The organism is Staphylococcus sp. GDX7P312P (genome assembly GCF_008385775.1).
In the GTDB taxonomy this organism is placed as follows: domain Bacteria; phylum Bacillota; class Bacilli; order Staphylococcales; family Staphylococcaceae; genus Staphylococcus; species Staphylococcus haemolyticus.
The window spans coordinates 1-25,397 of the sequence record NZ_VUKI01000019.1; the positions used below are offsets into that span (position 1 = coordinate 1).

Consider the following 25,397-nt stretch of genomic DNA (forward strand, 5'->3'; position numbering starts at 1 on the left):
TTTTCTTTTTTTTGGTAGCTAATAATTAGATATGTACTTGCGCCATTTTTGTATTCAAACATAAATATTGGACTGATGATTTTTTAGTAATCAGTCCACTTTATTATAGAGCCTTTTTTCAAGTTTATATTAATTTAGTGCATTAATTTCATGACATTAAAAGATTTTATATTAGAAGAATTTATTTTTTTAATTAAAGAGTAAATAACATTGTCGTGATGAATAAAAATATATGATAAAATAGCAATTGCTAAGATAAAGACTGAGGTGTTAATATGATTGGAATTATAGGAGCTATGGAAGAAGAAGTAGCTATACTAAAAGACAAATTAACAGATATGAATGAAATTTCTGTTGCACATGTAAAGTTTTATAGAGGGAAATTAAATTCAAAAGAAGTAGTGTTAACTCAGAGTGGTATTGGCAAAGTAAATGCTGCTATTTCAACTACGTTATTAATTGAAAAATTTAATCCAAACCTAATCATCAACACTGGATCTGCCGGTGCATTAGATGAGAGTTTATCTGTTGGAGATATGTTAATTAGTAATGATGTTGTTTATCATGATGTTGATGCAACAGCATTTGGCTATAAACTGGGTCAAATACCTCAAATGCCATTAGAATATAAGTCAGATCAAGAACTACTTAAATCGGCAGAAACAGTAATTAATAAAAAAAATTATAATGCTAGAATTGGCCAAATTGTTAGTGGTGATAGCTTTATTGGTAGTGTAGAGCAGCGATTAACAATTAAACGACAGTTTCCTGAGGCTATGGCTGTTGAAATGGAGGCAACTGCAATTGCACAAACTTGCTATCAATTTCATGTTCCTTTTATAGTTACACGTGCAGTCTCAGATTTAGCTAATGGTAAAGCAGACATATCTTTTGAAGAGTTTCTTGGCGAAGCCGCAAAATCTTCAAGTTCAATTGTTGAAGCATTAATCAAAGTTTTATAAATAATAATAAAGGTGATAAATAAATGGGACTAATAAAAAAATATTTTATGCCAAACGACTACGTTAAGTCTGTATTTCAAATCGACATTGAAAAGTTAGCTGAGGCTGGTTTTAAAGGTATTATCACAGATTTAGATAATACCTTAGTGGGTTGGGATGTTAAATCTCCAACTATAGAGATACAACAATGGTTTAAAAGAGCAAATGAGTTAGGTATCACAATTACAATTGTATCTAACAACAATGAAGATAGAGTGTCTAGTTTTTCTAAAGATCTAGATGTGGATTTTATTTTCAAAGCTAGAAAACCTATGGGCAAAGCATTTAAAAAAGCTATTAAACATATGAATATTAAACCTGAAGAAACGATTGTCATTGGAGACCAAATGTTAACTGATGTATTTGGAGGCAATCGAAATGGTTTATATACAATTATGGTGGTTCCTGTTAAACGTACAGATGGTTTTATTACAAAGTTCAACCGTATTATTGAACGCCGCTTATTAAATTACTTTAAAAATAAAGGCTATATTACATGGGAGGAAAATTGATTGGATGACACATTAAAATGTATTGGCTGTGGTGCGCCACTTCAGTCCGAAGATAAAAGTGCACCTGGTTATGTTCCTGAACATAACCTTTTTAGAGAGGATGTTATTTGCCAACGTTGTTTTAGACTAAAAAATTACAATGAAATTCAAGATGTTGGAATGGATAGTGAAGATTTTTTAAATTTATTAAATGAACTGTCTGACCGAAATGGCATTATTGTTAATGTAGTTGACATATTTGACTTTGAAGGATCATTTATTAATGCTTTAAAACGAATAGTTGGTAACAAGAAGATTATTTTAGCTGCTAATAAACTAGATCTTCTACCAAAACAGATTAATAAACGACGAGTAAAAGAATGGCTTAAGAAAACTGCTAGAAAATATGGCTTAGATGCTGACGATGTTATATTAATATCTGCTCAAAAAGGTTGGGGAATCGATGATCTTCTAGCATCAATTGACCAAAATCGAAATAAACAAGATGTTTATATAGTCGGCACAACGAACGTAGGTAAATCTACACTTATAAATAAATTAATTGAACAAAGTGTAGGAGAGAAAGATGTAGTTACTACATCAAGATTTCCTGGTACTACATTAGACTTAATTGACATACCTTTAGATGAAAAAACGTTTATGTATGATACTCCTGGTATTATTCAATCTCATCAAATGACTCACTATGTTTCTGAAAAAGAGCTAAAAACAATCGTACCTAAAAATGAAATTAAACAAAGAGTTTTCCAACTTAATGAAGGGCAAACGTTATTCTTTGGTGGGTTATCTAGAATAGATTATGTCTCAGGTGGAAAAAGACCGCTAGTTTGTTATTTTTCAAATGATTTAAATATTCACCGTACCAAAACAGAAAAAGCTAATGATTTATGGCGAAATCAAATTGGAAATGTTTTAACACCACCAAATAATCCAGAACAATTTGATATGAGTGATACTAAAGCAGTTAGACTAGAGACTGGAAAAGAGAAGAAAGACATAATGATTTCCGGTCTAGGGTTTATAACCATTGAATCAGGTGCAAAAGTTATTGTACGTGTACCAAAAAATGTTGATGTAATCTTAAGAAATTCAATAATGTAAGGTGGATTATTTATGAATTATGCAGTGATAGGCGATCCAATTTCTCACTCTTTATCTCCAATAATGCATAATGCAAACTTTAAATCATTGGATATGCAAGATTCGTACGAAGCTTTGCATGTACGTAAAGAAGACTTCCATAATATACGTAATATTATAGAAGATAAGCGTATTGTTGGATTTAATGTAACAATTCCTTATAAAGAGAGTATTATTCAGTATCTTGATGAAATTGATGATCAATCAAAAGCAGTAGGAGCTGTTAATACTGTAAAAATTGTTGATAATAAATGGATTGGTTATAACACAGATGGAATTGGCTATGTTTCAGGTCTCAAACAAATATATCCTGATTTAGCTAATGCTTATATTCTTATTCTAGGTGCTGGTGGCGCAAGTAAAGGAATTGCTAATGAACTTAATAAGATTGTTCAACCTAAGTTAACAATCGCAAACAGAACGATGAGTAGATTTGAATCATGGGATATGACTATTAATGCTATTTCATTAAACCAAGCTGAACAATATTTAGATGAATTTGATATTATCATCAACACAACATCAGCAGGACTAGATAATAACGATGACACTGTTATAAAATTAGACAATCTATCATCTAGCACACTAGTCAGTGATATTATTTATATTCCATATAAGACTAAGTTATTAAAGGAAGCTGAACTTAAAGGTAACGTGATTCATAATGGTTTAGATATGTTTATAAATCAGGGCGCTGAAAGTTTTAAAATATGGACGGGAAAACAACCAAACTTAAAAGAAATGAAAAATACAGTATTAAGTAAATTACAAGGAGTTTAATATGTTAACAGGAAAACAAAAAAGATATTTAAGAAGTTTAGCTCACAATTTAGATCCTATTTTTCAAATTGGTAAATCAGGTATTAATGAAAATATGATTGCTCAAATCGATGATACACTTGAAAATAGAGAATTAATTAAAATACACGTGTTACAAAATAATTTTGATGATAAAAATGAATTAGCGGTAGCGTTAAGCAATGCAACTAAAAGTGAAATTGTACAGGTGATTGGTTCTATGATCGTAATATATAGAGAATCAGTTGATAATAAAGAAATTACATTACCATAAGTTATGAATAAGAAAACAATTGTTCTCTATGGTGGTCAATTCAATCCAATACACACTGCACACATGTTAGTTGCTAATGAAGTTTATCATCAACTTCAACCAGATAAATTTTATTTCCTACCAAGTTTTATGGCCCCTTTAAAAACTCACGATGAATATTTAGATGCTAAATATCGTATCAATATGATAAATTTAGCAATTAATGAATTAGGTTTTGGTGAAATTTGTGACATCGAACTTAACAGGAGAGGCCAAAGCTATACTTATGATACGATAAAAGATTTCGCAAAAAATGAAAAAAATGCTAAGATTTATTTCATTATCGGAACTGATCAGTATAAGCAACTAGATAAATGGTATGAAATTGATAAATTAAAAAAACTAATCACGTTTGTAGTCGTTAACAGAGATGTTAACTATCAAGAAATAGAAGATTCAATGATGGCAATTCAAATACCTAGAATGGATATTAGCTCTTCATTAATTCGAAATCGTGTAAAAAATAAACAACCAATAAATATCTTGGTTCCTCCTAGTATTCACGACTATATAAGAGAGGAAGGATTTTATGAAAATTGATAAAGCTATTGAACTTATTAAAGATAAACTACCTGAAAAACGATTCAAACATTCGTTGAGAGTAGCTGAAACTGCTGTAAAATTAGCAGAAATTTATGATGGTGATAAAGATAAAGCTAACTTAGCAGGTGTATTACATGATTATTGCAAATACGATGATTTAAGTACTATGTATCAAATTGTTAGACAGCATGATTTAGATAGTGAATTATTAAGTTATGGTGGGGAAATCTTACACGGACCTGTCTGCGCCGCTATAATGCGCTCGGAATTTGGAGTCGAAGATGAAGAAGTCTTACTAGCAATTAAGAATCATACAACTGGACGTAAAGAAATGACTAAAACTGAAAAACTTGTATTCATTGCTGATTATATTGAGCCAGGGAGAAAAACCCCAGGAGTTGAAGAAATAAGAGATATGGCATACAATCAAGGTAGCTTAGATAAAACGATTTATGAAATTTCTAAGCGAACGGTACTTTTCTTAATCAGTAAGGATATTACAGTTTATGGCACAACGATTTCATGTTTAAACTATTATAATTATAGTGATCAAAGAATAAAGGATGATTAAATGAATTCAGAAGAATTATTAAATGTTGCTGTCGATGCGACAGAAAACAAAAAAGCAGAAGATATTGTTTCTCTAAATATGAAAGGCATCAGTGATATGACCGATTATTTTGTGGTTTGTCACGGTAATAATGAACGTCAAGTTCAATCAATTGCTAGAGCAGTTAAAGAAGCTGCACATGAACAAGCTATTGATGTTAAACGTATGGAAGGGTATCAAAGTGCCAGATGGGTTTTAATTGATTTGGCAGATGTAGTTATTCATGTCTTCCATAAAGACGAACGCAATTATTATAATATTGAGAAGCTATATCAAGATGCACCAATAGAATCATATGGTCAGGTTGCTTATTAAATGACCCAATATGTTGAAATGAGTCAAGTATATGATCAACTTACACAAGACCAACCTTATGATAAATGGTTTGAGATAGTACAACATTATTCTCAAAATTTCAATCATAAGCCTAATATTCTTGACCTTGGTTGTGGGACAGGCAGTTTAACTGCTCAACTTAGTACTATTGGTTCGGTTACAGGAATGGATTTAAGTACTGATATGCTAGCCATTGCTGCAAACAAATCTAATCAAGTATCATGGTTAGAGGGAGATATGACCGATTTTTCATTTAAAAATGAATTTGATGTAATAACAATATTTTGTGATTCACTGAATTATTTACCTGATATAGAAGATGTAAATAAAACATTTATAAATGTTTTCAATCATTTATCAGAAAATGGCGTTTTTATATTTGATGTTCACACTATTTATAAGATGAGTACGTTGTTTCATAATCAATGTTATATTGATGAAAATGAGTCAACCTTTTTAGCATGGGAAGCCATTGAAGGTGATGAACCTTTTAGTGTTTATCACGAAATGAGTTTCTTTATAGAGGACAATAATGGTACTTATCAACGATTTAATGAATCTCACTATCAAAGAACCTTTGAAAAAGAAACTTATATAAACATGTTAAATCAAATAGGTTTTAAAAACATCGAAACATTTATTGACTTTAACCGAAATAATCACGATGATCATGGTGAGCGCCTGTTCTTCGTAGCTTTTAAATAAATAAAGTAAACTCATCTCCTTAAACGTTTATACATATAAGGAGATGAGTTTTTTGTTTAAAGATAAAAAAGAATTATTAAATGTTATTAAGCAATGGAAATTTCAATTAAGTATCACTTTATTAGTGATTATATCTATAGCTTTATTACTAATTTATTCGAAATCAGATGAAGACACAAATGATACTAAAGCTATTGTTACATCTCATGTAAACTCTAATCAAAAAGGAAAAAATCATGATGTGTTGAAAAATGATGATAAAAATAATAAGAAGATAGAATCTAATACAATTCAAAATGGAGACGAAATAGTTTTTGTAGATATTAAAGGTGCAGTAGAACACCCAAATGTTTATAAAATGAAAAGTTCAGATCGAATAAAAGATGTGTTAGATAAAGCTAAATTGCTTACTGATGCGGATTTGAGTCAGGTCAATTTATCTGAAAAGTTAACAGATCAAAAAATGATATATATTCCCTCAGCTAATGAAAATAAAAATCGCATAACTCAAAATGACGATAATAATAAAAGTGGCCATAGTAAATCGTTAAATTCATCATCTACTAATAAGGTGAATATAAATACTGCAAGCGAAGCAGAATTATTAAAAATCCCGGGTGTTGGTCCTACTAAAGTAAGAGAAATTATTGATTACAGACAAAAAAATAATACGTTTCATTCAATAGAAGATTTGAAAAATATTAAAGGTATTGGTGATAAAACTTTTGAAAGAATTAAAGAATATATTACAACTTAATATTGATTATTGGCTTCTATTTAAGGATACTTTATAATATTTATAACAATTATGTATTGGAGTGAAGAAAATGGAAAGATTGAAATGGGATGAATACTTTATGGCACAAAGTCATCTATTAGCTTTACGCTCAACTTGTCAAAGATTGTCAGTAGGGGCAACAATCGTCAAAGACAATAGAATTATTGCTGGCGGTTATAATGGGTCAGTAGCTGGAGAAGTTCATTGTATTGATGAAGGATGTTTAATTGAAGATGGCCACTGTATTAGAACTATTCACGCCGAAATGAATGCTTTATTACAATGTGCTAAACAAGGTGTATCGACTGATGGAGCTACTATATACGTTACTCATTTCCCATGCCTTAATTGCACAAAATCTATTATTCAGGCTGGTATTAAACAAATATACTATGCTGAAGACTATCACAATCATAAATACGCACTAGAACTTTTAGATCAAGCGGGTATTGATTATAAAAAAATACCTTTTTCAGCACAAAATGTAGCTCGATATTTGACTAACTAAATATATGATATTTTATGCATTATCTTTTCTATCAGGTATTTTATGGATACATATAAAATGGGTTGCCTTTCTTATTAATCTATTGTTAATTATTATCTCGCTACAAAAGAGATTAAAGTTACTACATATTTTCATTTTGATTATTTGTTTATTTTCCGGCTTAACTTTTGAACACTTTCACAATGAATATAATTTAAATAAAGACGAATTTCTTAAGTCAAATTCTAATATATCTACCGAAGTTCAATTTGGTTCCAAGATAGAGAAACAAGATAGACAACTAAAAGGTATATTTGAACTTAGGCATCAACCTTTTGTGTATTACCTTTATTCTAATAATCTAAAAGAAAAGGATTTAGAAAATAAATCTTGTGTTATTAAAGGCAAGGTAATTAGTGTTTTAAATCATACTCCTTATGTCTCTATAAGTAATATAGACTTAAATTCATGTCATATTACTAAAAGTAAAAATATAATTGAAAAACAAAGAGACTTTATTATTAAAAAATTAAACAATTCAAGTTTATCTCATCCTGAATATGTTATTGCTTTAGTAACTGGAGATGTAAATGGAATCAATACTGATTTCATTGATAAAGTAAAAGATATCGGTATCTACCATTTATTAGCCGTTAGCGGATCACATATTGCAACAATTTCATTTCTCATTTATCAACCACTTGTAAGATTAAACATTCCTAAATTAATTATTAACGGTTTAATCATCTTATTTTTATCAATATTTGCATATTATACTGGATTTGCACCAAGTGCACTAAGAGCAATTTTAGCAACAACTACTGTCATACTTATTTCAAATAAAACAAAAATAGCTTCTATTGATATACTAGGTCTCATATTTTTAGTTATGATTATTTTCAATCCTGATTATCTATATGACATTGGTTTCCAATTTTCATTTATAATCTCATTTTTTATTATTATTTCATTTCCTCTTATTAAAAAATTAACTTTCTTTAAAAATATTTTCGTACTTACATTTATCGCACAACTCTCTTCAACTATAATTTCAATCTATCATTTTAACCAAATTCAATGGATAGGATTACTATCAAATCTCATTTTTGTTCCATTTTATAGTTTTATCATTTTTCCATTAGCCATATTTTTATTCTTTGCTTATCATTTTGTAAGTGATATGACTTTGATTAATTTAGTTTTTGACAAAACATATATAGTTCATAACAAACTTTTGGATTTATTTTTAACTTTTAAATATTATCAAATTTTTATAGCACCTAAATCTACAGTAGAATTTTCTATTTTCGTATTATTGATAGTACTCATTTATATCTCTTTCTGTTATAAAAAATTGAAAATTCTGTTTTTATTCATTATCGTGTTTATAGTTTTATGTGTTATTAACGTTCGACCAAATGTTAGCACGATAACCTTCTTTGATGTTGGTCAAGGGGATAGTCTTATCTTTCAAACAAGGAAACAAGAAACTATCATGGTTGATACGGGTGGTAAAGAGGTTAAAATAGGTAATATTGATAATCATAATATTGCTAAGTATCATATTATACCAACATTAAAGAAAAAAAGAATTACAAAAATTGATCATCTAATTATTACTCATCCGCATGCCGATCACATTGGTGAATTACCATATATCGCCCAACACATCAGAATCAAAAAGTTATATATTAACTTATATAGCTATTCAGAAATAGAATTAATAAAAATAAAACGTTTATGTAAGATTAATAATATTGAATTAATAGATGCTACAACGATACAATTTATTCAACTAAATAATTCTAAAATTTCATTTTTACATGGAGATATTCCCAACAGTAATGATAAAAATGAACATAGCATCATTTTACTTATTCAATATCAAAGATACAAAATGCTTTTAATGGGAGATGCAACAAAAAATAATGAATCAAAATTAATGAAAATATATCAATTACCGAAAATTGATATACTAAAAGTTGGTCATCATGGAAGTAAGACTAGCAGTTCTGCATCATTTATTAACTTAATAAAGCCAACAATAAGTATCATTTCAAGTGGTAAAAACAATAAATATCACTTACCTAATCCGGAAACGTTACAAACGCTAAGATCTACAAATAGTTCAATCTTAAACACACAAGATGTTGGAGAAATAACGATAGACTTAGACCATGGTTTAGATATAAAATTTAAAAATTAGTTATTTAGCTAGAGAGGCTTTAAACAGACGTGGTATAATTAGAAATGTTTGATATTTGAAAGGGAGTTCACAATTATGGCAAATAACATTACGGCAATATATGGTGAAGTGCCTGAATTAGTTGAAAAGAAAAGTAATGAACTGACACATTCATTCTTAAATGAAGATAAAGATGATTTTAACTATATTAAATATAATCTTTATGAAACTGATATGTCTACAGTTATTGAAGAAGCTTTAACTATGCCTTTTATATCTGAGAAGAAAGTCATAGTTGTTAAAAATGCATTCATGTTTACTGGTGAAAAAGTTAACAAAGATATTACACCAAATAATGAACAAGTTATTGAGTTCTTAGAAAAGTACGATGGTGAAAACTTAGTCATTTTTGAAATATATAGCAATAAATTAGATGAGAGAAAGAAATTAACTAAAACATTAAAGAAAACTAGTAAACTTTCAAAAGTAGAACAAATGTCAGAACAAGAAATTAAATCATGGATACAAAATCAGTTACACGAGAATTACAAAGATATAAAACAAGATGCATTAAATCTGTTTATAGAATTAACTGGTGTTAACTTTAATATCGTTTCTCAAGAATTAGACAAAATTTCTTTATTCCTAGGTGATAGAACCACTATTACTAAAAATGATGTTAGTTTAATAATAAATAGAAGTTTAGAGCAAAATGTTTTTCTTTTAACAGAATTCATTCAGAAGAACCAGAAAGATAAGGCTATACAATTAGTAAAAGATTTAATAATTATGAAAGAAGAACCTATAAAATTACTGGCGCTTATTACAAGTAATTATAGATTATATTATCAATGTAAAATTCTTGCTCAAAAGGGCTATAGTGGCCAGCAAATTGCTAAGACCATAAATGTTCACCCTTATAGAGTTAAACTAGCATTAAATCAAGTACGTCATTACGAGTTAGGTCAACTACTAAATATTATTAATAACTGTGCCGAAACAGATTATAAACTAAAATCTTCATATATGGACAAACATTTAATTCTTGAATTATTTATTTTATCACTTTAAATATTAATCAGATTCAAATATTTAAATTAAATCAGTGATAAACACATAATTAATATTATATGGGAATTTGTCTAACAATAAAAAAAGCACGGAACATTGTTCCGCGCTTTTTAACAAATTATTTACTTGAAGACATTAATTGTGATTTAATGCGATCAGCTTTATTTGAATGAATTAAGTTACTTTGTGAAGCTTTATCAACTGATTTGATAGCGAAGTTAACTAATTCAGCTTTGTTATCAGCATTATTGTTGATTGCTGTTTTAGCATTTTTCACAGCAGTACGCATAGCGTTTTTTTGTGAAATATTACGAGCTTCAGCGTTTTCAGTTGTTCTAACACGTTTAATAGCAGATTTAATATTTGGCATTACTGTCACCTCCTAAAAGTGATCTTAAGCATATCAAATTTTATTTTGATTACAACAAGAAATATTTTATCAAAACATACATATTTGTGCAATCATTAATTAAGTATAGTGTAATTAAAATCTGAATTAAATCATAATTACTGTTGGAATGCACTCTTTAACACTTTATAATTAGTATGTAATCCAAATGAAAATGTAATGTAAGTAATGCATTATTAAGTTTATGCTTAAATTTTTAATAGCACAATTACGTTTGCAATTAAGCATTAAAAACGTTATTATATCAAAGATGTATACATATACGGGCTAATTTTATGAAAGCGAGAATGATAGGCTATGGATATGCAAGAACGCTATAACAGAAGAGAATATATACGAAATTTTTCTATTATTGCTCATATTGATCATGGTAAATCAACATTAGCAGATAGAATTTTAGAAAACACTAAATCTGTAGAAACAAGAGAAATGCAAGATCAATTATTAGATTCAATGGATCTTGAAAGAGAACGAGGCATCACAATTAAATTAAATGCTGTGCGATTAAAATATGAAGCAAATGATGGTCAAACTTATACATTTCATTTAATTGATACACCAGGGCATGTAGACTTTTCATACGAGGTTTCACGATCTTTAGCAGCATGTGAGGGTGCAATATTAGTTGTGGATGCAGCACAAGGTATTGAAGCACAAACATTAGCAAATGTATACTTAGCACTTGATAATGATCTAGAATTATTACCTGTGGTAAACAAAATTGATTTACCTGCAGCTGAACCTGAAAGAGTAAAACAAGAATTAGAAGATGTAATTGGTTTAGATCAAGACGATGTAGTACTGGCAAGTGCAAAGTCAAATATTGGTATTGAAGATATTTTAGAGAAAATTGTAGAAGTTGTGCCACCACCTGAAGGTGACCCTAGTGAACCATTGAAAGCATTAATTTTTGATTCAGAATACGACCCTTATAGAGGTGTTATTTCATCAATACGTGTGATGGAAGGTGTTGTTAAAGCTGGTGACAAAATTAAAATGATGGCTACTGGTAAAGAATTTGAAGTTAGTGAAGTAGGCATTAATACTCCTAAACAACTACCTATCGAAGAACTAACAGTAGGTGATGTAGGGTATATTATTGCAAGCATCAAAAATGTTGATGACTCACGTGTGGGTGATACTATTACTCATGCTAATAGACCAGCTGAAGCACCATTAAAAGGTTATAAAAAAATGAACCCAATGGTATATTGTGGTTTGTTCCCAATTGAAAATAAAGACTATAATGATTTAAGAGAAGCGCTTGAAAAATTACAATTAAATGACGCTTCATTAGAATTTGAACCAGAATCTTCTCAGGCTCTTGGTTTTGGTTTTAGAACAGGTTTCTTAGGAATGCTTCACATGGAAATCATCCAAGAAAGAATCGAAAGAGAATTTGGTATTGAATTGATTGCTACTGCGCCATCAGTAATTTATCAATGTATTATGAAAGATGGATCAGAGGTCACAGTAGATAATCCGGCTCAAATGCCAGAAAGAGATAAGATTGACTCAATTTATGAACCATATGTGAAAGCTACAATGATGGTTCCAAATGATTACGTTGGAGCAGTTATGGAGTTATGCCAACGTAAACGTGGACAATTTATTAATATGGATTATTTAGATGATATTAGAGTTAATATCGTATACGAGATACCACTTTCTGAAGTTGTTTTTGATTTCTTTGATCAACTTAAATCCAACACTAAAGGTTACGCTTCATTTGATTATGAATTTATTGAAAATAAGGAAAGTAACTTAGTGAAAATGGACATCCTACTTAATGGAGATAAAGTTGATGCTTTAAGCTTTATTGTCCATAAAGACTTTGCATACAAACGTGGTAAAGCTTTAGTTGAAAAATTAAAAACGCTTATACCACGTCAACAATTTGAAGTACCTGTACAAGCAGCTATTGGTCAAAAAATTGTTGCAAGAACAAACATCAAATCAATGGGTAAAAATGTATTATCTAAATGTTATGGTGGGGATATTAGCCGTAAACGTAAGTTACTTGAAAAACAAAAAGCAGGTAAGGCTAAAATGAAAGCCGTTGGTAGTGTTGAAATTCCTCAAGACGCTTTCCTAGCTGTACTAAAAATGGATGATGAATAGAACATAAAAGAGGTCGAGACGAATATATATTGGTAGATATCATAATAATAATGAATATTATTGATAAAGAAGCTACTAACTTATATTACAAAGTCTCAATCTCTTTTTTAAGTTATAAAAAGGGGTGTAACATTGGAAGTTAAAAGTGCGTACATACACATACCTTTTTGTGTGAGAATTTGTACTTATTGTGATTTCAATAAATATTATATTGATAAACAGCCAGTAGATGAATACATTGATGCCTTAATAAAAGAAATGTCATTTAGTAAAACAAAAAAACTAGAAACAATGTACGTTGGAGGAGGCACGCCAACTGCACTAAGTGAAATGCAATTAGAACGTTTATTACAAGCGATAAATTCAAAATTCTCGATAAATGGCGAATTTAGTTTTGAAGCAAATCCAGATGAACTTACTTTAAATAAAGTTAAGTTACTTAAACAGTATGGTGTTAATCGAATTTCAATGGGTGTGCAAACGTTTAAACCTGAGTTGTTAAAAATATTAGGACGAACACATAATACTCAAGATATCTTTAATGCAGTAAATAATGCTAGGAAAGCTGGTATTAATTCAATAAGCCTTGATTTAATGTACCATTTACCTGAACAAACGATAGATGATTTTGCAGATAGTTTAAACCAAGCAATTAATATGGATATTGACCATATTTCAAGTTACGGTTTAATACTTGAACCAAAGACACAGTTTTACAATATGTATCGTAAAGGGAAATTGAAATTACCGAATGAAGACTTAGGCGCTGAAATGTATCAATACCTAATGAAAACATTAAATCAAACCGACTTTAAACAATATGAAATTTCCAACTTTGCTAAAACTAATCATGAATCAGATCATAACAAAGTGTATTGGTTTAACGAGGAATATTACGGATTTGGAGCAGGTGCAAGTGGATATGTTGAAGGTGAACGCTATACAAATTTAAATCCAGTTCGCCACTATATTGATGCTATTAATAATGGAAAACGACCTGTTTTAACCTCTAGTTATCCAACCTTGAACGAAAAGATGGAAGAAGAAATGTTTTTAGGCTTGAGAATGAATCAAGGGGTCAATCGTGAACGTTTCGAGTTAAAATTTGGTCATTCATTAGATGACACATTTGGAGAAACAATATTTGATTTTAAATCAAAACAACTTTTGGTTGAAACGGACGGAAACATCTCACTTACTGAAAGAGGAAAGGTTATAGGTAACGAAGTATTTGAAGCTTTCTTATTAAATTAATAAAAATCCAAAAAGTAAGGCTTTAACGTTGACTTACTTTGACCAATTTGATAAATTATAATTAGCACTTAGGACAAAAGAGTGCTAATGAGGTGAAAACATGATTACACAAAGACAATTAAGCATTTTAAATGCAATTGTTGAAGATTATGTTGATTTAGGACAACCAATAGGTTCTAAAGCTTTGATTGATAGACATCATTTAGATGTCAGTCCTGCAACAATAAGGAATGAGATGAAGCAACTTGAAGATTTGAACTTTTTAGAGAAGACGCATTCTTCTTCAGGGCGTTCACCTTCCGAAGAAGGGTTTAGACTTTATGTCGATCAATTGTTAAAACAAACCTCTCGTCAAAATAAAAATAAAATACAACGTTTAAATCAACTATTGATTGAGAATCACTATGATATTTCTTCAGCATTAAGCTACTTTGCAAATGAGTTGTCAATGAAATCTCATTATGCAACATTAGTTGTACGTCCAAAGCATAGTGAAGAAATGATTAATAATGTTCATTTGATTAAAGCAAATGATTCAATCATGATTTTAGTAATTATTTATAATTCTGGTCATGTTGAGCATTTTCACTTAAATTCTTCACTTGAGTTATCATCCGATAGATTAATCGCTATTTCTAATTTTATTAGTAACAATAATTTAGAAATGAGCGCCAAACTATCAAATAAAATAAATTCTTTTGCTAGCTCGAATGAAGAGAAACAATTTATTAATGACATTGTTAAGATGATAAATTCTCATATTAGCAAACAAAGTAATACCATTTTCTTAGGTGGAAAGGTTAAACTAATTGATGCGTTAAATGAATCAAATGTTTCATCAATTCAACCAATTTTACAATATCTAGAATCTGAGAGAATCACTGAATTGCTCCAGACAATTACTACAAATGATATTAACGTTAAGATAGGAAAAGAAATTGATGAAAGTCTTAGTGATATATCCATTGTAACGAGTCAATATCACTTCGACAATTCATTAAAAGGTCAAATTGCGGTTATTGGACCTACAGCGATGCGTTATCAGAATGTGATTCAATTACTTAACCAAATATGGTGATTTTAATTGTAATTATATTGGAGGGTAAAAAATGACAGAAAAAGATGAATCAGTAAAAAGTAATTCTGAATATACTGAAGAACAAGAAGTTAAGAATGAAGAAACTTCAACAGTTGATAGTGTTGAAGGTAGTACTTCTGATAGTGATAATTCATCTAACGACAGTTCGAATGAAGAAAGTTCTGAAGAAACTGCAGTTGATCCTAAAGATGAAGAAATTCAGCAATTACAATTAAAAGCTAATGAAAATGAAGAAAAATATTTAAGATTATACGCTGAATTCGAAAATTACAAAAGACGAATTCAGAAAGAAAATGAAACAAATAAAACTTATCAATCTCAGCGTGTTCTAACTGACATTTTGCCTACGATTGATAATATTGAACGCGCACTTCAAATTGAAGGTGATGATGAATCGTTTAAATCACTTCAAAAAGGTGTTCAAATGGTACACGAAAGTTTACTTAGAGCATTAAAAGATAATGGTCTTGAAGAAATCGAATCTGAAGGACAAGCTTTTGACCCTAACTTCCACCAAGCTGTTGTTCAAGATGATAATCCAGATTTCAAATCTGGTGATATTACTCAAGAACTACAAAAAGGTTATAAGTTAAAAGATAGAGTATTGAGACCATCTATGGTAAAAGTAAATCAATAAATTGACGAAAAATACCATATATTAAATTTTAAAATTGGAGGAATTTTATTATGAGTAAAGTAATCGGTATTGACTTAGGAACAACAAATTCATGTGTAGCTGTCTTAGAAGGCGATGAACCTAAAGTAATTCAAAACCCAGAAGGTGCTAGAACAACTCCATCAGTTGTGGCATTCAAAAATGGTGAAACACAAGTCGGTGAAGTAGCAAAACGACAAGCTATCACTAACCCAAACACTGTACAATCAATAAAACGTCATATGGGTACTGACTATAAAGTAGATATTGAAGGTAAATCTTATACACCTCAAGAGATTTCAGCTATGGTATTACAAAACCTTAAAAACACTGCTGAAAGTTATTTAGGTGATAAAGTAGATAAAGCTGTTATCACAGTTCCTGCATATTTCAATGATGCTGAACGTCAAGCAACAAAAGATGCTGGTAAAATTGCAGGTTTAGAAGTTGAACGTATTATCAACGAACCTACTGCAGCTGCATTAGCATACGGTTTAGATAAAACTGATCAAGATCAAAAAGTATTAGTATTCGACTTAGGTGGCGGTACTTTTGACGTATCAATTCTTGAATTAGGTGACGGTGTATTCGAAGTACTATCAACTGCAGGTGACAACAAACTTGGTGGTGATGACTTTGACCAAGTAATTATTGACTACTTAGTGTCAGAATTCAAAAAAGAAAATGGCGTAGATTTATCTCAAGATAAAATGGCGTTACAACGTTTAAAAGACGCTGCAGAAAAAGCTAAAAAAGACTTATCTGGCGTTTCACAAACTCAAATTTCATTACCATTTATTTCAGCTGGTGAAAGTGGTCCATTACACTTAGAAATTAGCCTTACTCGTTCTAAATTTGAAGAATTAGCTGATTCATTAATTAGAAGAACTATGGAACCAACTCGTCAAGCATTAAAAGACGCTGGTTTATCAACTTCTGAAATTGATGAAGTTATTCTTGTTGGTGGTTCAACACGTATTCCAGCAGTTCAAGAAGCTGTTAAAAAAGAAATTGGTAAAGATCCTCATAAAGGTGTAAACCCAGACGAAGTTGTAGCAATGGGTGCTGCGATTCAAGGTGGCGTTATCACTGGTGATGTTAAAGATGTTGTATTATTAGACGTAACACCATTATCATTAGGTATTGAAATTATGGGTGGACGTATGAATACGTTAATTGAACGTAATACTACAATCCCAACTTCAAAATCTCAAGTTTATTCAACTGCAGCTGATAACCAACCAGCAGTAGATATTCACGTATTACAAGGTGAACGTCCAATGGCAGCTGATAACAAAACATTAGGAAGATTCCAATTAACTGACATTCCACCTGCTCCACGTGGTGTACCACAAATCGAAGTAACATTTGATATTGATAAAAATGGTATCGTTAATGTAACTGCTAAAGACTTAGGTACTAATAAAGAACAAAATATTACTATTCAATCAAGCTCTGCTCTTTCTGATGAAGAAATCGATCGCATGGTTAAAGATGCTGAAGAAAACGCAGAAGCAGATAAAAAACGTCGTGAAGAAGTAGATTTAAGAAATGAAGCAGATAGCTTAGTATTCCAAGTAGAAAAAACAATTACTGACCTTGGCGACAATATAAGTGATGACGATAAATCTAATGCGGAAAGTAAAAAAGATGCTTTAAAATCTGCTCTTGAAGGGCAAGATATCGAAGATATTAAAGCTAAAAAAGAAGAACTTGAAAAAGTAATTCAAGATTTATCTGCAAAAGTATATCAACAAGCTCAACAAGCTCAGCAACAAGCCCAAGAAGGTACTCAACAAACTCAAAACGATAGCAATGTTGAAGATGCTGAATTTAAAGAAGTTAATGATGATGAAGATAAAAAATAATTGCTAACCGTTTGTAAAGTATGCTTTAATTAGCAAACTATTATGAATGTAAGCCAAAAAGTCAAAGTCAATTGAACATTGGCTTTGACTTTTTCTTTTATAACTTCGTTCTTTTAAACCTAGTAAATAATTAAGTTAAGGAGAGATGATTGTGGCTAAAAGAGACTATTATGACGTCCTAGGTGTAAGTAAAGATGCATCTAAAGATGAAATCAAAAAAGCATATCGTAAATTATCAAAAAAATATCACCCTGATATCAATAAAGAAGAGGGTGCAGATGAGAAATTTAAAGAGATTTCAGAAGCTTACGAAGTCCTAAGCGACGATAATAAAAGAGCAAATTATGACCAATTTGGTCACGACGGACCTCAAGGTGGTTTTGGTGGTCAAGGATTTAGTGGCCAAGACTTTAGTGGATTTGGCGGAGGTGGATTTGAAGACATCTTCAGTTCATTCTTTGGTGGCTCACGTCAAAGAGATCCTAATGCACCTAGAAAGGGTGATGATCTACAATATACAATGACACTAGAATTTGAAGAAGCTGTATTTGGAACTAAAAAAGAAATCTCAATTCGTAAAGATGTGACATGTCACACTTGTAATGGTGATGGTGCTAAACCAGGTACAAGTAAAAAAACATGTAGTTATTGTAATGGGGCAGGTCATGTGTCAGTTGAGCAAAATACAATTTTAGGTCGTGTAAGAACTCAACAAACATGTCCAAAATGTGATGGAACTGGTCAAGAATTTGAAGAACCATGCCCAACATGTCATGGTAAAGGTACAGAAAATAAAACAGTTAAATTAGAAGTAACTGTACCTGAAGGTGTAGATAATGACCAACAAATTAGACTTGCTGGCGAAGGAACACCAGGAGAAAATGGCGGACCACATGGCGACTTGTATGTCGTATTTAGAGTCAAACCATCTGATAAATTTGAACGTGACGGAGACGATCTTTATTACAATTTAGATGTTAGTTTCCCTCAGGCTTCTCTTGGGGATGAAATAAAAGTTCCAACACTGAATGGTAATGTTATGTTGACAATTCCTTCTGGTACTCAAACTGGTAAACAGTTCCGATTAAAAGATAAAGGTGTCAAAAATGTTCATGGATATGGTCATGGTGATTTATTTATTAATATTAAAGTAGTTACACCTACAAAACTAACAGATAGACAAAAAGAAATAATGAGAGAGTTTGCTGAATTAAATGGTGAATCGATTGAAGAACAACCATCTAATTTTAAAGATAGAGCACGCAAATTCTTTAAAGGAGAATAAGCGAATGAACTGGACAGAACTTTCGATTGTTGTAAACCATGAAGTTGAACCTTTAGTTACTGATATATTAGAAAATTATGGATCAAATGGTGTAGTAATTGAAGATTCTAATGATTTAATTAATCAACCTGCTGATAAATTCGGTGAAATTTATGAACTGAAACAAGAAGATTATCCTGAAAAAGGGGTCCGATTAAAAGCTTATTTCAACGAATTAAAGTTTGATGATTCACTAAGAAGTAAAATTAAGACAGCTGTTACTAACCTTGAAAATATTGATTCAACTGTTTTAAATTTTTCTGAGCAAACTATAGCTGAAGTAGATTGGGAGAACGAGTGGAAAAATTATTTTCATCCCTTTAGAGCCTCAGAAAAATTCACAATTGTGCCAAGTTGGGAACAATACACTAAAGAAGATGATTCTGAAAAGTGTATTGAATTAGACCCAGGTATGGCATTTGGAACTGGAGATCATCCAACTACAAGCATGTGTCTAAAAGCAATTGAGACCTACGTTGATCCTGACAATTCCGTTATCGATGTTGGAACAGGTTCTGGTATATTAAGTATTGCCAGTCATTTACTTGGAGTTAAAAGAATTAAAGCTTTGGATATTGATGAATTGGCTGTTAACGTTGCTAAAGAAAATTTTGCTAAAAATCATTGTGAAGATGCAATTGAAGCTGTACCAGGAAACTTATTAAAAAATGAAACTGAAAAATTTGATATTGTTATTGCAAATATTTTAGCTCATATTATTGAAGATATGATTGAAGATGCTTATAATACTTTAAATAAAGATGGTTATTTTATAACATCAGGTATTATAGAGGAAAAACATAAACAAATATTAAATCAAATGGAAAATGTTGGATTTGATATTAAATCAGTAAATCATGACAATGGTTGGGTATGTATTGTAGGACAGAAAGTGAGTGAATAATTTGCAAAGATACTTTATCGATCAAAACGCTGATGAAAGTCAGCGTTTTTTTATAACAAATAAAGAAGATATACATCATATTACTAATGTGATGAGAAATACAATTGGTAATCAGATTATTATAACATTTAAAGATAAAATAGTTTTTAAATCGGAAATTATTACTATTGAACATGAGTCAATTGAAATTAAACTAATAGAGCAAATTGATCTCAATTCAGAGTTACCAGTACAAGTTACTATATGTAGTGGATTAATTAAAGCCGATAAATATGAATGGCTAATTCAAAAAGCTACTGAATTAGGTGCTGATAGTTTTATAGCTGTAGAAATGGACAGATCTGTAGTGAAACTTACCCCAAATAAAGTTCAAAAAAAATTAGAACGCTGGCAAAAGATTATTAAAGAGGCTGCTGAACAAAGCTATCGCTTAATTATTCCTAATATAATTTTTAAGTCGAATTTAAATGAGATTTATGATACTATTAATCATTATGACTATATCTTGTTAGCATACGAAGATGAAGCAAAACGTGGTGAAGTTAGTCTTTTTAAAGAAACCTTGAAAAAGTTTAAAACTAACGATCGTATTTTATTAATATTTGGTCCTGAAGGCGGCTTTTCAGAAAAAGAAATCACTTTATTAAATGAAACGAGTTTCAATGTTGGTTTAGGACCTAGAATTTTACGGGCAGAAACGGCGCCACTTTACGCTTTAAGTGCTATCAGTTATGAAAATGAATTAATGGGGTGAATATTATGTCAACAGTTGCGTTTCACACATTGGGTTGCAAAGTAAACCATTATGAAACTGAAGCAATTTGGCAATTATTTAAAGACGCTAATTATGACAGAGTTGATTTTGAAACTAATGCAGACGTCTTCGTAATCAACACTTGTACAGTAACAAATACTGGAGATAAAAAAAGTAGACAAATAATTAGAAGAGCAATTCGACAAAATCCAGACGCAGTGGTATGTGTGACAGGGTGTTATGCTCAGACATCTTCTGCAGAAATCATGGAAATTCCTGGCGTAGATGTAGTGGTGGGTACACAGGATAGACATAAACTATTAGACTATATCCAACAGTTCAGAGAAGAACGTCAACCAATCAATGGTGTTGGAAATATCATGAAAAATCGTACATATGAAGAATTAGATGTACCATATTTTACTGATAGAACAAGAGCTTCACTAAAGATCCAAGAAGGGTGTAATAATTTCTGTACATTTTGTATCATACCATGGGCGCGTGGACTAATGCGTTCACGTGATCCAGAAAAAGTGGTTGAACAAGCTACGCAATTAGTTAACGCTGGTTATAAAGAAATTGTTTTAACTGGTATTCATACCGGTGGCTATGGTCAAGATTTAAAAGATTATAATTTGGCACAGTTACTCCGTGATTTAGAAGAAATTGATGGACTTGAACGAATTAGAATTTCTTCTATTGAAGCCAGTCAATTAACTGATGAGGTCATTGATGTTCTAAAACGTTCAAATAAAGTTGTTAGACATTTACATGTTCCATTACAATCAGGTTCAGATTCTGTTTTAAAACGAATGAGACGTAAATATACTATGGAACATTTTTCAGAAAGAATCACGAAATTACATGATGCGCTACCAGATTTAGCTGTTACAAGCGATGTTATAGTTGGATTTCCAGGTGAAACGGAAGAGGAATTCCAAGAAACTTATGATTTTATTGTTAAACACAAATTCTCTGAATTACATGTCTTCCCTTATTCAGCTAGAATTGGTACACCTGCTGCTCGTATGGATGATCAAATTGATGAAACTATCAAAAATGAACGTGTGCATAAATTAATCACGTTAAGTGATCAATTAGCTAAAGAATATGCCTCTAAATTTGAAGATGAAGTTTTAGAAGTTATTCCTGAAGAAGCTGGTGAGATAGAAGGAACATTGGTGGGATATGCTGACAACTATATGAAAGTACAATTTGAAGGCAATGACTCTTTAATCGGTCAAATTGTAAAAGTAAAAATCGCTAAAGCTGATTATCCTATTAATACAGGTAAAGTCGTGAGAATTGTAGAACACGCAACGAACAAATCTGAAGAAGGCGTATTATTATAATTTTTAAAATTTATAATAATTTGGAATTGACCATAATAAATTCATATATTATACTAAGTAAAGCATAGTTGTATCTTACTATGCAATGACTTTAAAGTTCCGTTGATATTTGGAGGGAGGGAAATACAGATGTCTAAAACAGTAGTACGTAAAAATGAATCACTTGAAGATGCATTACGTAGATTTAAACGTTCAGTATCTAAAAGTGGTACTATCCAAGAAGTACGTAAACGTGAATTTTACGAAAAACCAAGTGTTAAACGTAAAAAGAAATCAGAAGCTGCACGTAAACGTAAATTCAAATAATTAATAACTCTGTTGACTCCCTCAACAAGAATATTAATTATATATATGCTCTCGATTAGTTTAACTAGTCGAGAGCTTTTTTTATCTTAAAGATTCTACTATCACTATTATAACTAAGTGTATTCATGTATAATCGGAATTGAGAGCGAGGTGAAATTGTGAACTATTTCAATGCAATACATACAATTATCAATTCCATTTTAACCACTAATAATTTATTTAATAATCTATCCCAGTTCGTAACGAGTCCATTACTATCACTTATATTAACATGTATCATTTTTTTAGGCTTTTTATATCAATTGTATTCGAAGCGTATTAATTTTGCAGGAATTATTGCAATGCTTGCACTTTTAATTCTCTTTCTCGGTTTTTTAATAAACGGTGATGTTAATCTGATTTCTGTATTGCTATTCTTCGTTGGAGCAATACTCGTTATTATTGAATTATTTGTCATTGGTGCGGTCATAGGCATTATTGGTATATCACTGATCATACTTAGCATAATAATGTTAGGAGATAACATTCTCTTGATGCTATTAAACGTTGTGATTGCGTCAATATTGGCAATTATTGAATGGGTGATATTAGTGAAATGGTTTAAAAGGAAAATTCCATTTTTAGATAAAGTTGTGTTAAAAGATTCTACTAATTCAGAAGCAGGATATAGATCTCACGATGATCGTTCTCATTTAGTTGGTCAAACAGCTCGTACTGTGACAGATTTAAGACCTGCAGGAATTATAACGCTTGATAATGAAAGAATAGATGCCGTATCAGATGGCGCTTTTATTCTAAGAAATAAAGAAGTTAAAATTCTTGAGGTAGAAGGATCTAGAGTTGTTGTTAGAGAAATTGAAAATACATAGAGGAGTGGTTAAATGTTTGGATTAGGCATTATAGTTATAGCAGTTATCATTGTTATTGCTTTACTAGTGTTATTCTCATTTGTCCCAGTAGGACTTTGGATATCTGCAATTGCTGCTGGAGTTAAAGTAGGTATTGGAACATTGGTAGGTATGAGATTACGTCGAGTATCTCCACGTAAGGTAATTGGTCCATTAATTAAAGCACATAAAGCTGGTTTAAACCTTACAACAAATCAATTAGAATCACATTATTTAGCGGGTGGTAATGTCGATAGAGTCGTCGATGCGAATATAGCTGCTCAACGTGCAGATATTAACTTACCATTCGAACGTGGTGCAGCGATTGACTTGGCTGGACGTGACGTTCTTGAAGCAGTTCAAATGTCTGTAAACCCTAAAGTAATTGAAACACCGTTTATTACTGGTGTTGCAATGAACGGTATAGAAGTAAAAGCGAAAGCTAGAATTACTGTACGTGCTAACATCTCTCGTTTAGTTGGTGGTGCCGGAGAAGAAACAATCATTGCTCGTGTAGGTGAAGGTATTGTTTCTACTATTGGTTCAAGTGAGCATCATACACAAGTACTTGAGAACCCTGATAACATTTCTAAGACTGTCTTAAGTAAAGGTCTTGATTCAGGTACAGCCTTCGAAATTTTATCTATTGATATCGCTGACGTAGATATTGGCAAAAATATCGGTGCTGACTTACAAACAGAACAAGCACTTGCAGATAAGAATATTGCACAAGCTAAAGCTGAAGAACGCCGTGCTATGGCCGTAGCTTCTGAACAAGAAATGAAAGCGCGTGTTCAAGAAATGCGTGCTAAAGTGGTTGAAGCAGAATCTGAAGTTCCACTTGCTATGGCAGAAGCATTACGTGAAGGTAATTTGGGTGTCAAAGATTACTACAATTTAAAAAACGTAGAGGCTGACACTGGCATGAGAAATGCGATAAACAAACGTACTGAACAAAATGAAGATGAATCACCAAAGTAAAATTTAAGGGGTGATTAGATGAATATTGGTATTATAATTTTTATAATATCCATAATTGTTACAGGTATTAGTGCGATGAGGGATAAAAGTCATGAACAAAGAAAAAATCAAAGACCCCCTCAGCCAAAAAAGTCAACTTCTGACAAAAAAGAAACGCATGAAAAAGGTTTTTTTGAGCAAATTGAAGAAGCATTTAGTGAGTTAGAAAAAGAATTTACAAACGAAGATAAACCATCTAACCAACAAAAGAAAAATAAACAAACTAACACAAAACGTGTTTATCAGGATAAAAAACTTGAAAAAGAAATCGAAAAAGAGAGCGTACCAGAGGAATTAGAGCGTTCTGCAAGACAACGTGGCAGAGTTGAAAGAGAAACACGTCAATCTGCTAATTCACGCGAGAGCAATAGAGACTCGAATAAACTTCAAAAAGAATTAGAAAAACAACTTGTAGACGATTTATATAACGTACGTACAGAAATCGATCGTGAAAAAGAAAAACAACTTTCTAGAATTGAAAATAAAGCAAGAGCTATTATCAATGATAAAAATCTATCTGAACGTACCAAACGCTATAGATTAAAACAATTGTTAAATAGTAAAGCAATAGAACAAGATATGACACATCAAAGTTTTCAGTTTGATAATGATCCTGTTGTAAATGGTATTCTATGGCAAGAAATTCTCAATAAACCTAAACAATTATAATTTGATGTTATTATTTTATAATTTAAAATTATATTCAACCCGAATTTCATTTTTAAATGATTTTCGGGTTGTTTTATTTAATTAAAAGAAAAGGCTCATATTACAATTTAATAAATCAGCACACAAAGCCAATTAAATTTGTATACTTTAACAGACTTTAGTAAAATTTAAATGAAAGTTAATTTACTAAACTCAATTTAGTTTTACTTTTTTGAAGATTAACAAATCATGTTTAATTTTTGAATCTTAAGTGAAACTGATATAATCAAAAGATTTTACATTGTTTAAGTGAAAAG

27 protein-coding genes are annotated in these 25,397 nt (G+C 30.8%); 26 read left to right on the plus strand and 1 reads right to left on the minus strand.

Going from position 1 to position 25,397, the window contains the following annotated elements; genetic code table 11:
• Window positions 1-275: 275 nt before the first annotated feature.
• From F1592_RS05120 to holA, 13 genes are all read left to right on the plus strand, one after another.
• The gene (locus tag F1592_RS05120; protein ID WP_053017399.1) at window positions 276-962 is read left to right on the plus strand and encodes a 5'-methylthioadenosine/adenosylhomocysteine nucleosidase; all 687 of its coding nucleotides are present in this window, start codon (window positions 276-278) and stop codon (window positions 960-962) included.
• 23 nt (window positions 963-985) lie between these two features.
• The gene (locus tag F1592_RS05125) at window positions 986-1,513 is read left to right on the plus strand and encodes a YqeG family HAD IIIA-type phosphatase (RefSeq protein ID WP_037536665.1); all 528 of its coding nucleotides are present in this window, start codon (window positions 986-988) and stop codon (window positions 1,511-1,513) included.
• On the plus strand, window positions 1,514-2,614 hold the full coding sequence (gene yqeH, locus F1592_RS05130) for a ribosome biogenesis GTPase YqeH (RefSeq protein WP_037536663.1): 1,101 nt from the start codon (window positions 1,514-1,516) through the stop codon (window positions 2,612-2,614). It abuts the gene before it with no gap.
• A gap of 12 nt (window positions 2,615-2,626) precedes the next feature.
• Window positions 2,627-3,433: a shikimate dehydrogenase gene (gene aroE, locus F1592_RS05135; RefSeq protein ID WP_053017397.1), complete on the plus strand. Its 807-nt coding sequence runs from the start codon at window positions 2,627-2,629 to the stop codon at window positions 3,431-3,433.
• Window position 3,434: 1 nt separating this feature from the next.
• Complete coding sequence (gene yhbY, locus F1592_RS05140; protein ID WP_037536659.1) at window positions 3,435-3,725, plus strand: ribosome assembly RNA-binding protein YhbY; 291 nt, start codon at window positions 3,435-3,437, stop codon at window positions 3,723-3,725.
• 3 nt (window positions 3,726-3,728) lie between these two features.
• The gene (gene nadD, locus F1592_RS05145; protein ID WP_053017395.1) at window positions 3,729-4,304 is read left to right on the plus strand and encodes a nicotinate (nicotinamide) nucleotide adenylyltransferase; all 576 of its coding nucleotides are present in this window, start codon (window positions 3,729-3,731) and stop codon (window positions 4,302-4,304) included.
• Complete coding sequence (gene yqeK, locus F1592_RS05150; protein ID WP_037536655.1) at window positions 4,294-4,878, plus strand: bis(5'-nucleosyl)-tetraphosphatase (symmetrical) YqeK; 585 nt, start codon at window positions 4,294-4,296, stop codon at window positions 4,876-4,878. Before nadD ends, yqeK begins: the two co-directional genes overlap by 11 nt.
• Entirely contained in the window at window positions 4,879-5,232 is a 354-nt protein-coding gene (gene rsfS, locus F1592_RS05155) for a ribosome silencing factor (protein ID WP_149809740.1), read from the plus strand.
• Entirely contained in the window at window positions 5,233-5,958 is a 726-nt protein-coding gene (locus F1592_RS05160) for a class I SAM-dependent DNA methyltransferase (protein ID WP_037536653.1), read from the plus strand.
• A 43-nt stretch (window positions 5,959-6,001) separates the two neighbouring features.
• The gene (locus tag F1592_RS05165; RefSeq protein WP_223197216.1) at window positions 6,002-6,715 is read left to right on the plus strand and encodes a helix-hairpin-helix domain-containing protein; all 714 of its coding nucleotides are present in this window, start codon (window positions 6,002-6,004) and stop codon (window positions 6,713-6,715) included.
• Window positions 6,716-6,785: 70 nt separating this feature from the next.
• Window positions 6,786-7,244 (plus strand): ComE operon protein 2, encoded by a 459-nt coding sequence (locus tag F1592_RS05170; RefSeq protein ID WP_011275624.1) that lies wholly within the window; start codon window positions 6,786-6,788, stop codon window positions 7,242-7,244.
• Window positions 7,245-7,560: 316 nt separating this feature from the next.
• Window positions 7,561-9,429: a DNA internalization-related competence protein ComEC/Rec2 gene (locus tag F1592_RS05175; protein ID WP_223197217.1), complete on the plus strand. Its 1,869-nt coding sequence runs from the start codon at window positions 7,561-7,563 to the stop codon at window positions 9,427-9,429.
• 75 nt (window positions 9,430-9,504) lie between these two features.
• Window positions 9,505-10,479: a DNA polymerase III subunit delta gene (gene holA, locus F1592_RS05180; protein ID WP_053017388.1), complete on the plus strand. Its 975-nt coding sequence runs from the start codon at window positions 9,505-9,507 to the stop codon at window positions 10,477-10,479.
• Between the two features lie 118 nt (window positions 10,480-10,597).
• On the opposite strand, the gene rpsT is transcribed toward holA, so the two are convergent.
• A complete protein-coding gene (gene rpsT / locus F1592_RS05185) occupies window positions 10,598-10,849 on the minus strand; it encodes a 30S ribosomal protein S20 (RefSeq protein WP_011275628.1) in 252 nt (83 codons plus the stop codon).
• 336 nt (window positions 10,850-11,185) lie between these two features.
• Here rpsT and lepA point away from each other — a divergent pair, with 336 nt between their 5' ends.
• The 13 genes from lepA to F1592_RS05250 all read left to right on the plus strand — a co-directional run bounded on the left by lepA (window position 11,186) and on the right by F1592_RS05250 (window position 25,101).
• On the plus strand, window positions 11,186-13,009 hold the full coding sequence (gene lepA, locus F1592_RS05190) for a translation elongation factor 4 (protein ID WP_149809742.1): 1,824 nt from the start codon (window positions 11,186-11,188) through the stop codon (window positions 13,007-13,009).
• Between the two features lie 132 nt (window positions 13,010-13,141).
• Window positions 13,142-14,263 carry a radical SAM family heme chaperone HemW gene (gene hemW / locus F1592_RS05195; RefSeq protein ID WP_149809743.1) on the plus strand — a complete coding sequence of 374 codons (1,122 nt, stop codon included), beginning with the start codon at window positions 13,142-13,144 and terminating at the stop codon, window positions 14,261-14,263.
• A gap of 100 nt (window positions 14,264-14,363) precedes the next feature.
• Window positions 14,364-15,341 carry a heat-inducible transcriptional repressor HrcA gene (gene hrcA, locus F1592_RS05200; protein ID WP_149809744.1) on the plus strand — a complete coding sequence of 326 codons (978 nt, stop codon included), beginning with the start codon at window positions 14,364-14,366 and terminating at the stop codon, window positions 15,339-15,341.
• A 31-nt stretch (window positions 15,342-15,372) separates the two neighbouring features.
• Entirely contained in the window at window positions 15,373-15,999 is a 627-nt protein-coding gene (gene grpE / locus F1592_RS05205; RefSeq protein WP_037536635.1) for a nucleotide exchange factor GrpE, read from the plus strand.
• A gap of 50 nt (window positions 16,000-16,049) precedes the next feature.
• Complete coding sequence (gene dnaK / locus F1592_RS05210; protein ID WP_053017384.1) at window positions 16,050-17,885, plus strand: molecular chaperone DnaK; 1,836 nt, start codon at window positions 16,050-16,052, stop codon at window positions 17,883-17,885.
• 151 nt (window positions 17,886-18,036) lie between these two features.
• Window positions 18,037-19,170 (plus strand): molecular chaperone DnaJ, encoded by a 1,134-nt coding sequence (gene dnaJ / locus F1592_RS05215; protein WP_037536631.1) that lies wholly within the window; start codon window positions 18,037-18,039, stop codon window positions 19,168-19,170.
• Between the two features lie 4 nt (window positions 19,171-19,174).
• Window positions 19,175-20,113 (plus strand): 50S ribosomal protein L11 methyltransferase, encoded by a 939-nt coding sequence (gene prmA / locus F1592_RS05220; protein WP_053017380.1) that lies wholly within the window; start codon window positions 19,175-19,177, stop codon window positions 20,111-20,113.
• A 1-nt stretch (window position 20,114) separates the two neighbouring features.
• The gene (locus F1592_RS05225; RefSeq protein ID WP_053017401.1) at window positions 20,115-20,867 is read left to right on the plus strand and encodes a 16S rRNA (uracil(1498)-N(3))-methyltransferase; all 753 of its coding nucleotides are present in this window, start codon (window positions 20,115-20,117) and stop codon (window positions 20,865-20,867) included.
• 5 nt (window positions 20,868-20,872) lie between these two features.
• A complete protein-coding gene (gene mtaB / locus F1592_RS05230; RefSeq protein ID WP_053017378.1) occupies window positions 20,873-22,219 on the plus strand; it encodes a tRNA (N(6)-L-threonylcarbamoyladenosine(37)-C(2))-methylthiotransferase MtaB in 1,347 nt (448 codons plus the stop codon).
• A 129-nt stretch (window positions 22,220-22,348) separates the two neighbouring features.
• Window positions 22,349-22,525, plus strand: a complete 177-nt coding sequence (rpsU, locus tag F1592_RS05235; RefSeq protein ID WP_000048060.1) for a 30S ribosomal protein S21 — start codon at window positions 22,349-22,351, stop codon at window positions 22,523-22,525.
• A 197-nt stretch (window positions 22,526-22,722) separates the two neighbouring features.
• Complete coding sequence (locus tag F1592_RS05240; RefSeq protein WP_390897005.1) at window positions 22,723-23,394, plus strand: NfeD family protein; 672 nt, start codon at window positions 22,723-22,725, stop codon at window positions 23,392-23,394.
• A 12-nt stretch (window positions 23,395-23,406) separates the two neighbouring features.
• Entirely contained in the window at window positions 23,407-24,393 is a 987-nt protein-coding gene (floA, locus tag F1592_RS05245; protein WP_037550667.1) for a flotillin-like protein FloA, read from the plus strand.
• Window positions 24,394-24,411: 18 nt separating this feature from the next.
• Window positions 24,412-25,101, plus strand: coding sequence for a hypothetical protein (locus F1592_RS05250; RefSeq protein ID WP_037536618.1), 690 nt, complete (start codon window positions 24,412-24,414; stop codon window positions 25,099-25,101).
• The last annotated feature ends 296 nt before the right edge of the window (window positions 25,102-25,397 follow it).

What these genes read in the sequence shown, in the direction of transcription:
- mtaB (WP_053017378.1), top strand. Translation starts at nt 20,873, where the DNA reads ATGTCAACAGTTGCGTTTCACACATTGGGTTGCAAAGTAAACCATTAT.
- grpE (WP_037536635.1), top strand. Translation starts at nt 15,373, where the DNA reads ATGACAGAAAAAGATGAATCAGTAAAAAGTAATTCTGAATATACTGAA.
- F1592_RS05125 (WP_037536665.1), top strand. Translation starts at nt 986, where the DNA reads ATGGGACTAATAAAAAAATATTTTATGCCAAACGACTACGTTAAGTCT.
- aroE (WP_053017397.1), top strand. Translation starts at nt 2,627, where the DNA reads ATGAATTATGCAGTGATAGGCGATCCAATTTCTCACTCTTTATCTCCA.
- dnaK (WP_053017384.1), top strand. Translation starts at nt 16,050, where the DNA reads ATGAGTAAAGTAATCGGTATTGACTTAGGAACAACAAATTCATGTGTA.
- yqeK (WP_037536655.1), top strand. Translation starts at nt 4,294, where the DNA reads ATGAAAATTGATAAAGCTATTGAACTTATTAAAGATAAACTACCTGAA.
- rpsU (WP_000048060.1), top strand. Translation starts at nt 22,349, where the DNA reads ATGTCTAAAACAGTAGTACGTAAAAATGAATCACTTGAAGATGCATTA.
- rsfS (WP_149809740.1), top strand. Translation starts at nt 4,879, where the DNA reads ATGAATTCAGAAGAATTATTAAATGTTGCTGTCGATGCGACAGAAAAC.
- hrcA (WP_149809744.1), top strand. Translation starts at nt 14,364, where the DNA reads ATGATTACACAAAGACAATTAAGCATTTTAAATGCAATTGTTGAAGAT.
- holA (WP_053017388.1), top strand. Translation starts at nt 9,505, where the DNA reads ATGGCAAATAACATTACGGCAATATATGGTGAAGTGCCTGAATTAGTT.
- lepA (WP_149809742.1), top strand. Translation starts at nt 11,186, where the DNA reads ATGGATATGCAAGAACGCTATAACAGAAGAGAATATATACGAAATTTT.
- F1592_RS05160 (WP_037536653.1), top strand. Translation starts at nt 5,233, where the DNA reads ATGACCCAATATGTTGAAATGAGTCAAGTATATGATCAACTTACACAA.
- F1592_RS05170 (WP_011275624.1), top strand. Translation starts at nt 6,786, where the DNA reads ATGGAAAGATTGAAATGGGATGAATACTTTATGGCACAAAGTCATCTA.
- yhbY (WP_037536659.1), top strand. Translation starts at nt 3,435, where the DNA reads ATGTTAACAGGAAAACAAAAAAGATATTTAAGAAGTTTAGCTCACAAT.
- F1592_RS05120 (WP_053017399.1), top strand. Translation starts at nt 276, where the DNA reads ATGATTGGAATTATAGGAGCTATGGAAGAAGAAGTAGCTATACTAAAA.
- F1592_RS05165 (WP_223197216.1), top strand. Translation starts at nt 6,002, where the DNA reads ATGAGTTTTTTGTTTAAAGATAAAAAAGAATTATTAAATGTTATTAAG.
- floA (WP_037550667.1), top strand. Translation starts at nt 23,407, where the DNA reads ATGTTTGGATTAGGCATTATAGTTATAGCAGTTATCATTGTTATTGCT.
- F1592_RS05250 (WP_037536618.1), top strand. Translation starts at nt 24,412, where the DNA reads ATGAATATTGGTATTATAATTTTTATAATATCCATAATTGTTACAGGT.
- rpsT (WP_011275628.1), bottom strand. Translation starts at nt 10,849, where the DNA reads ATGCCAAATATTAAATCTGCTATTAAACGTGTTAGAACAACTGAAAAC.
- prmA (WP_053017380.1), top strand. Translation starts at nt 19,175, where the DNA reads ATGAACTGGACAGAACTTTCGATTGTTGTAAACCATGAAGTTGAACCT.
- nadD (WP_053017395.1), top strand. Translation starts at nt 3,729, where the DNA reads ATGAATAAGAAAACAATTGTTCTCTATGGTGGTCAATTCAATCCAATA.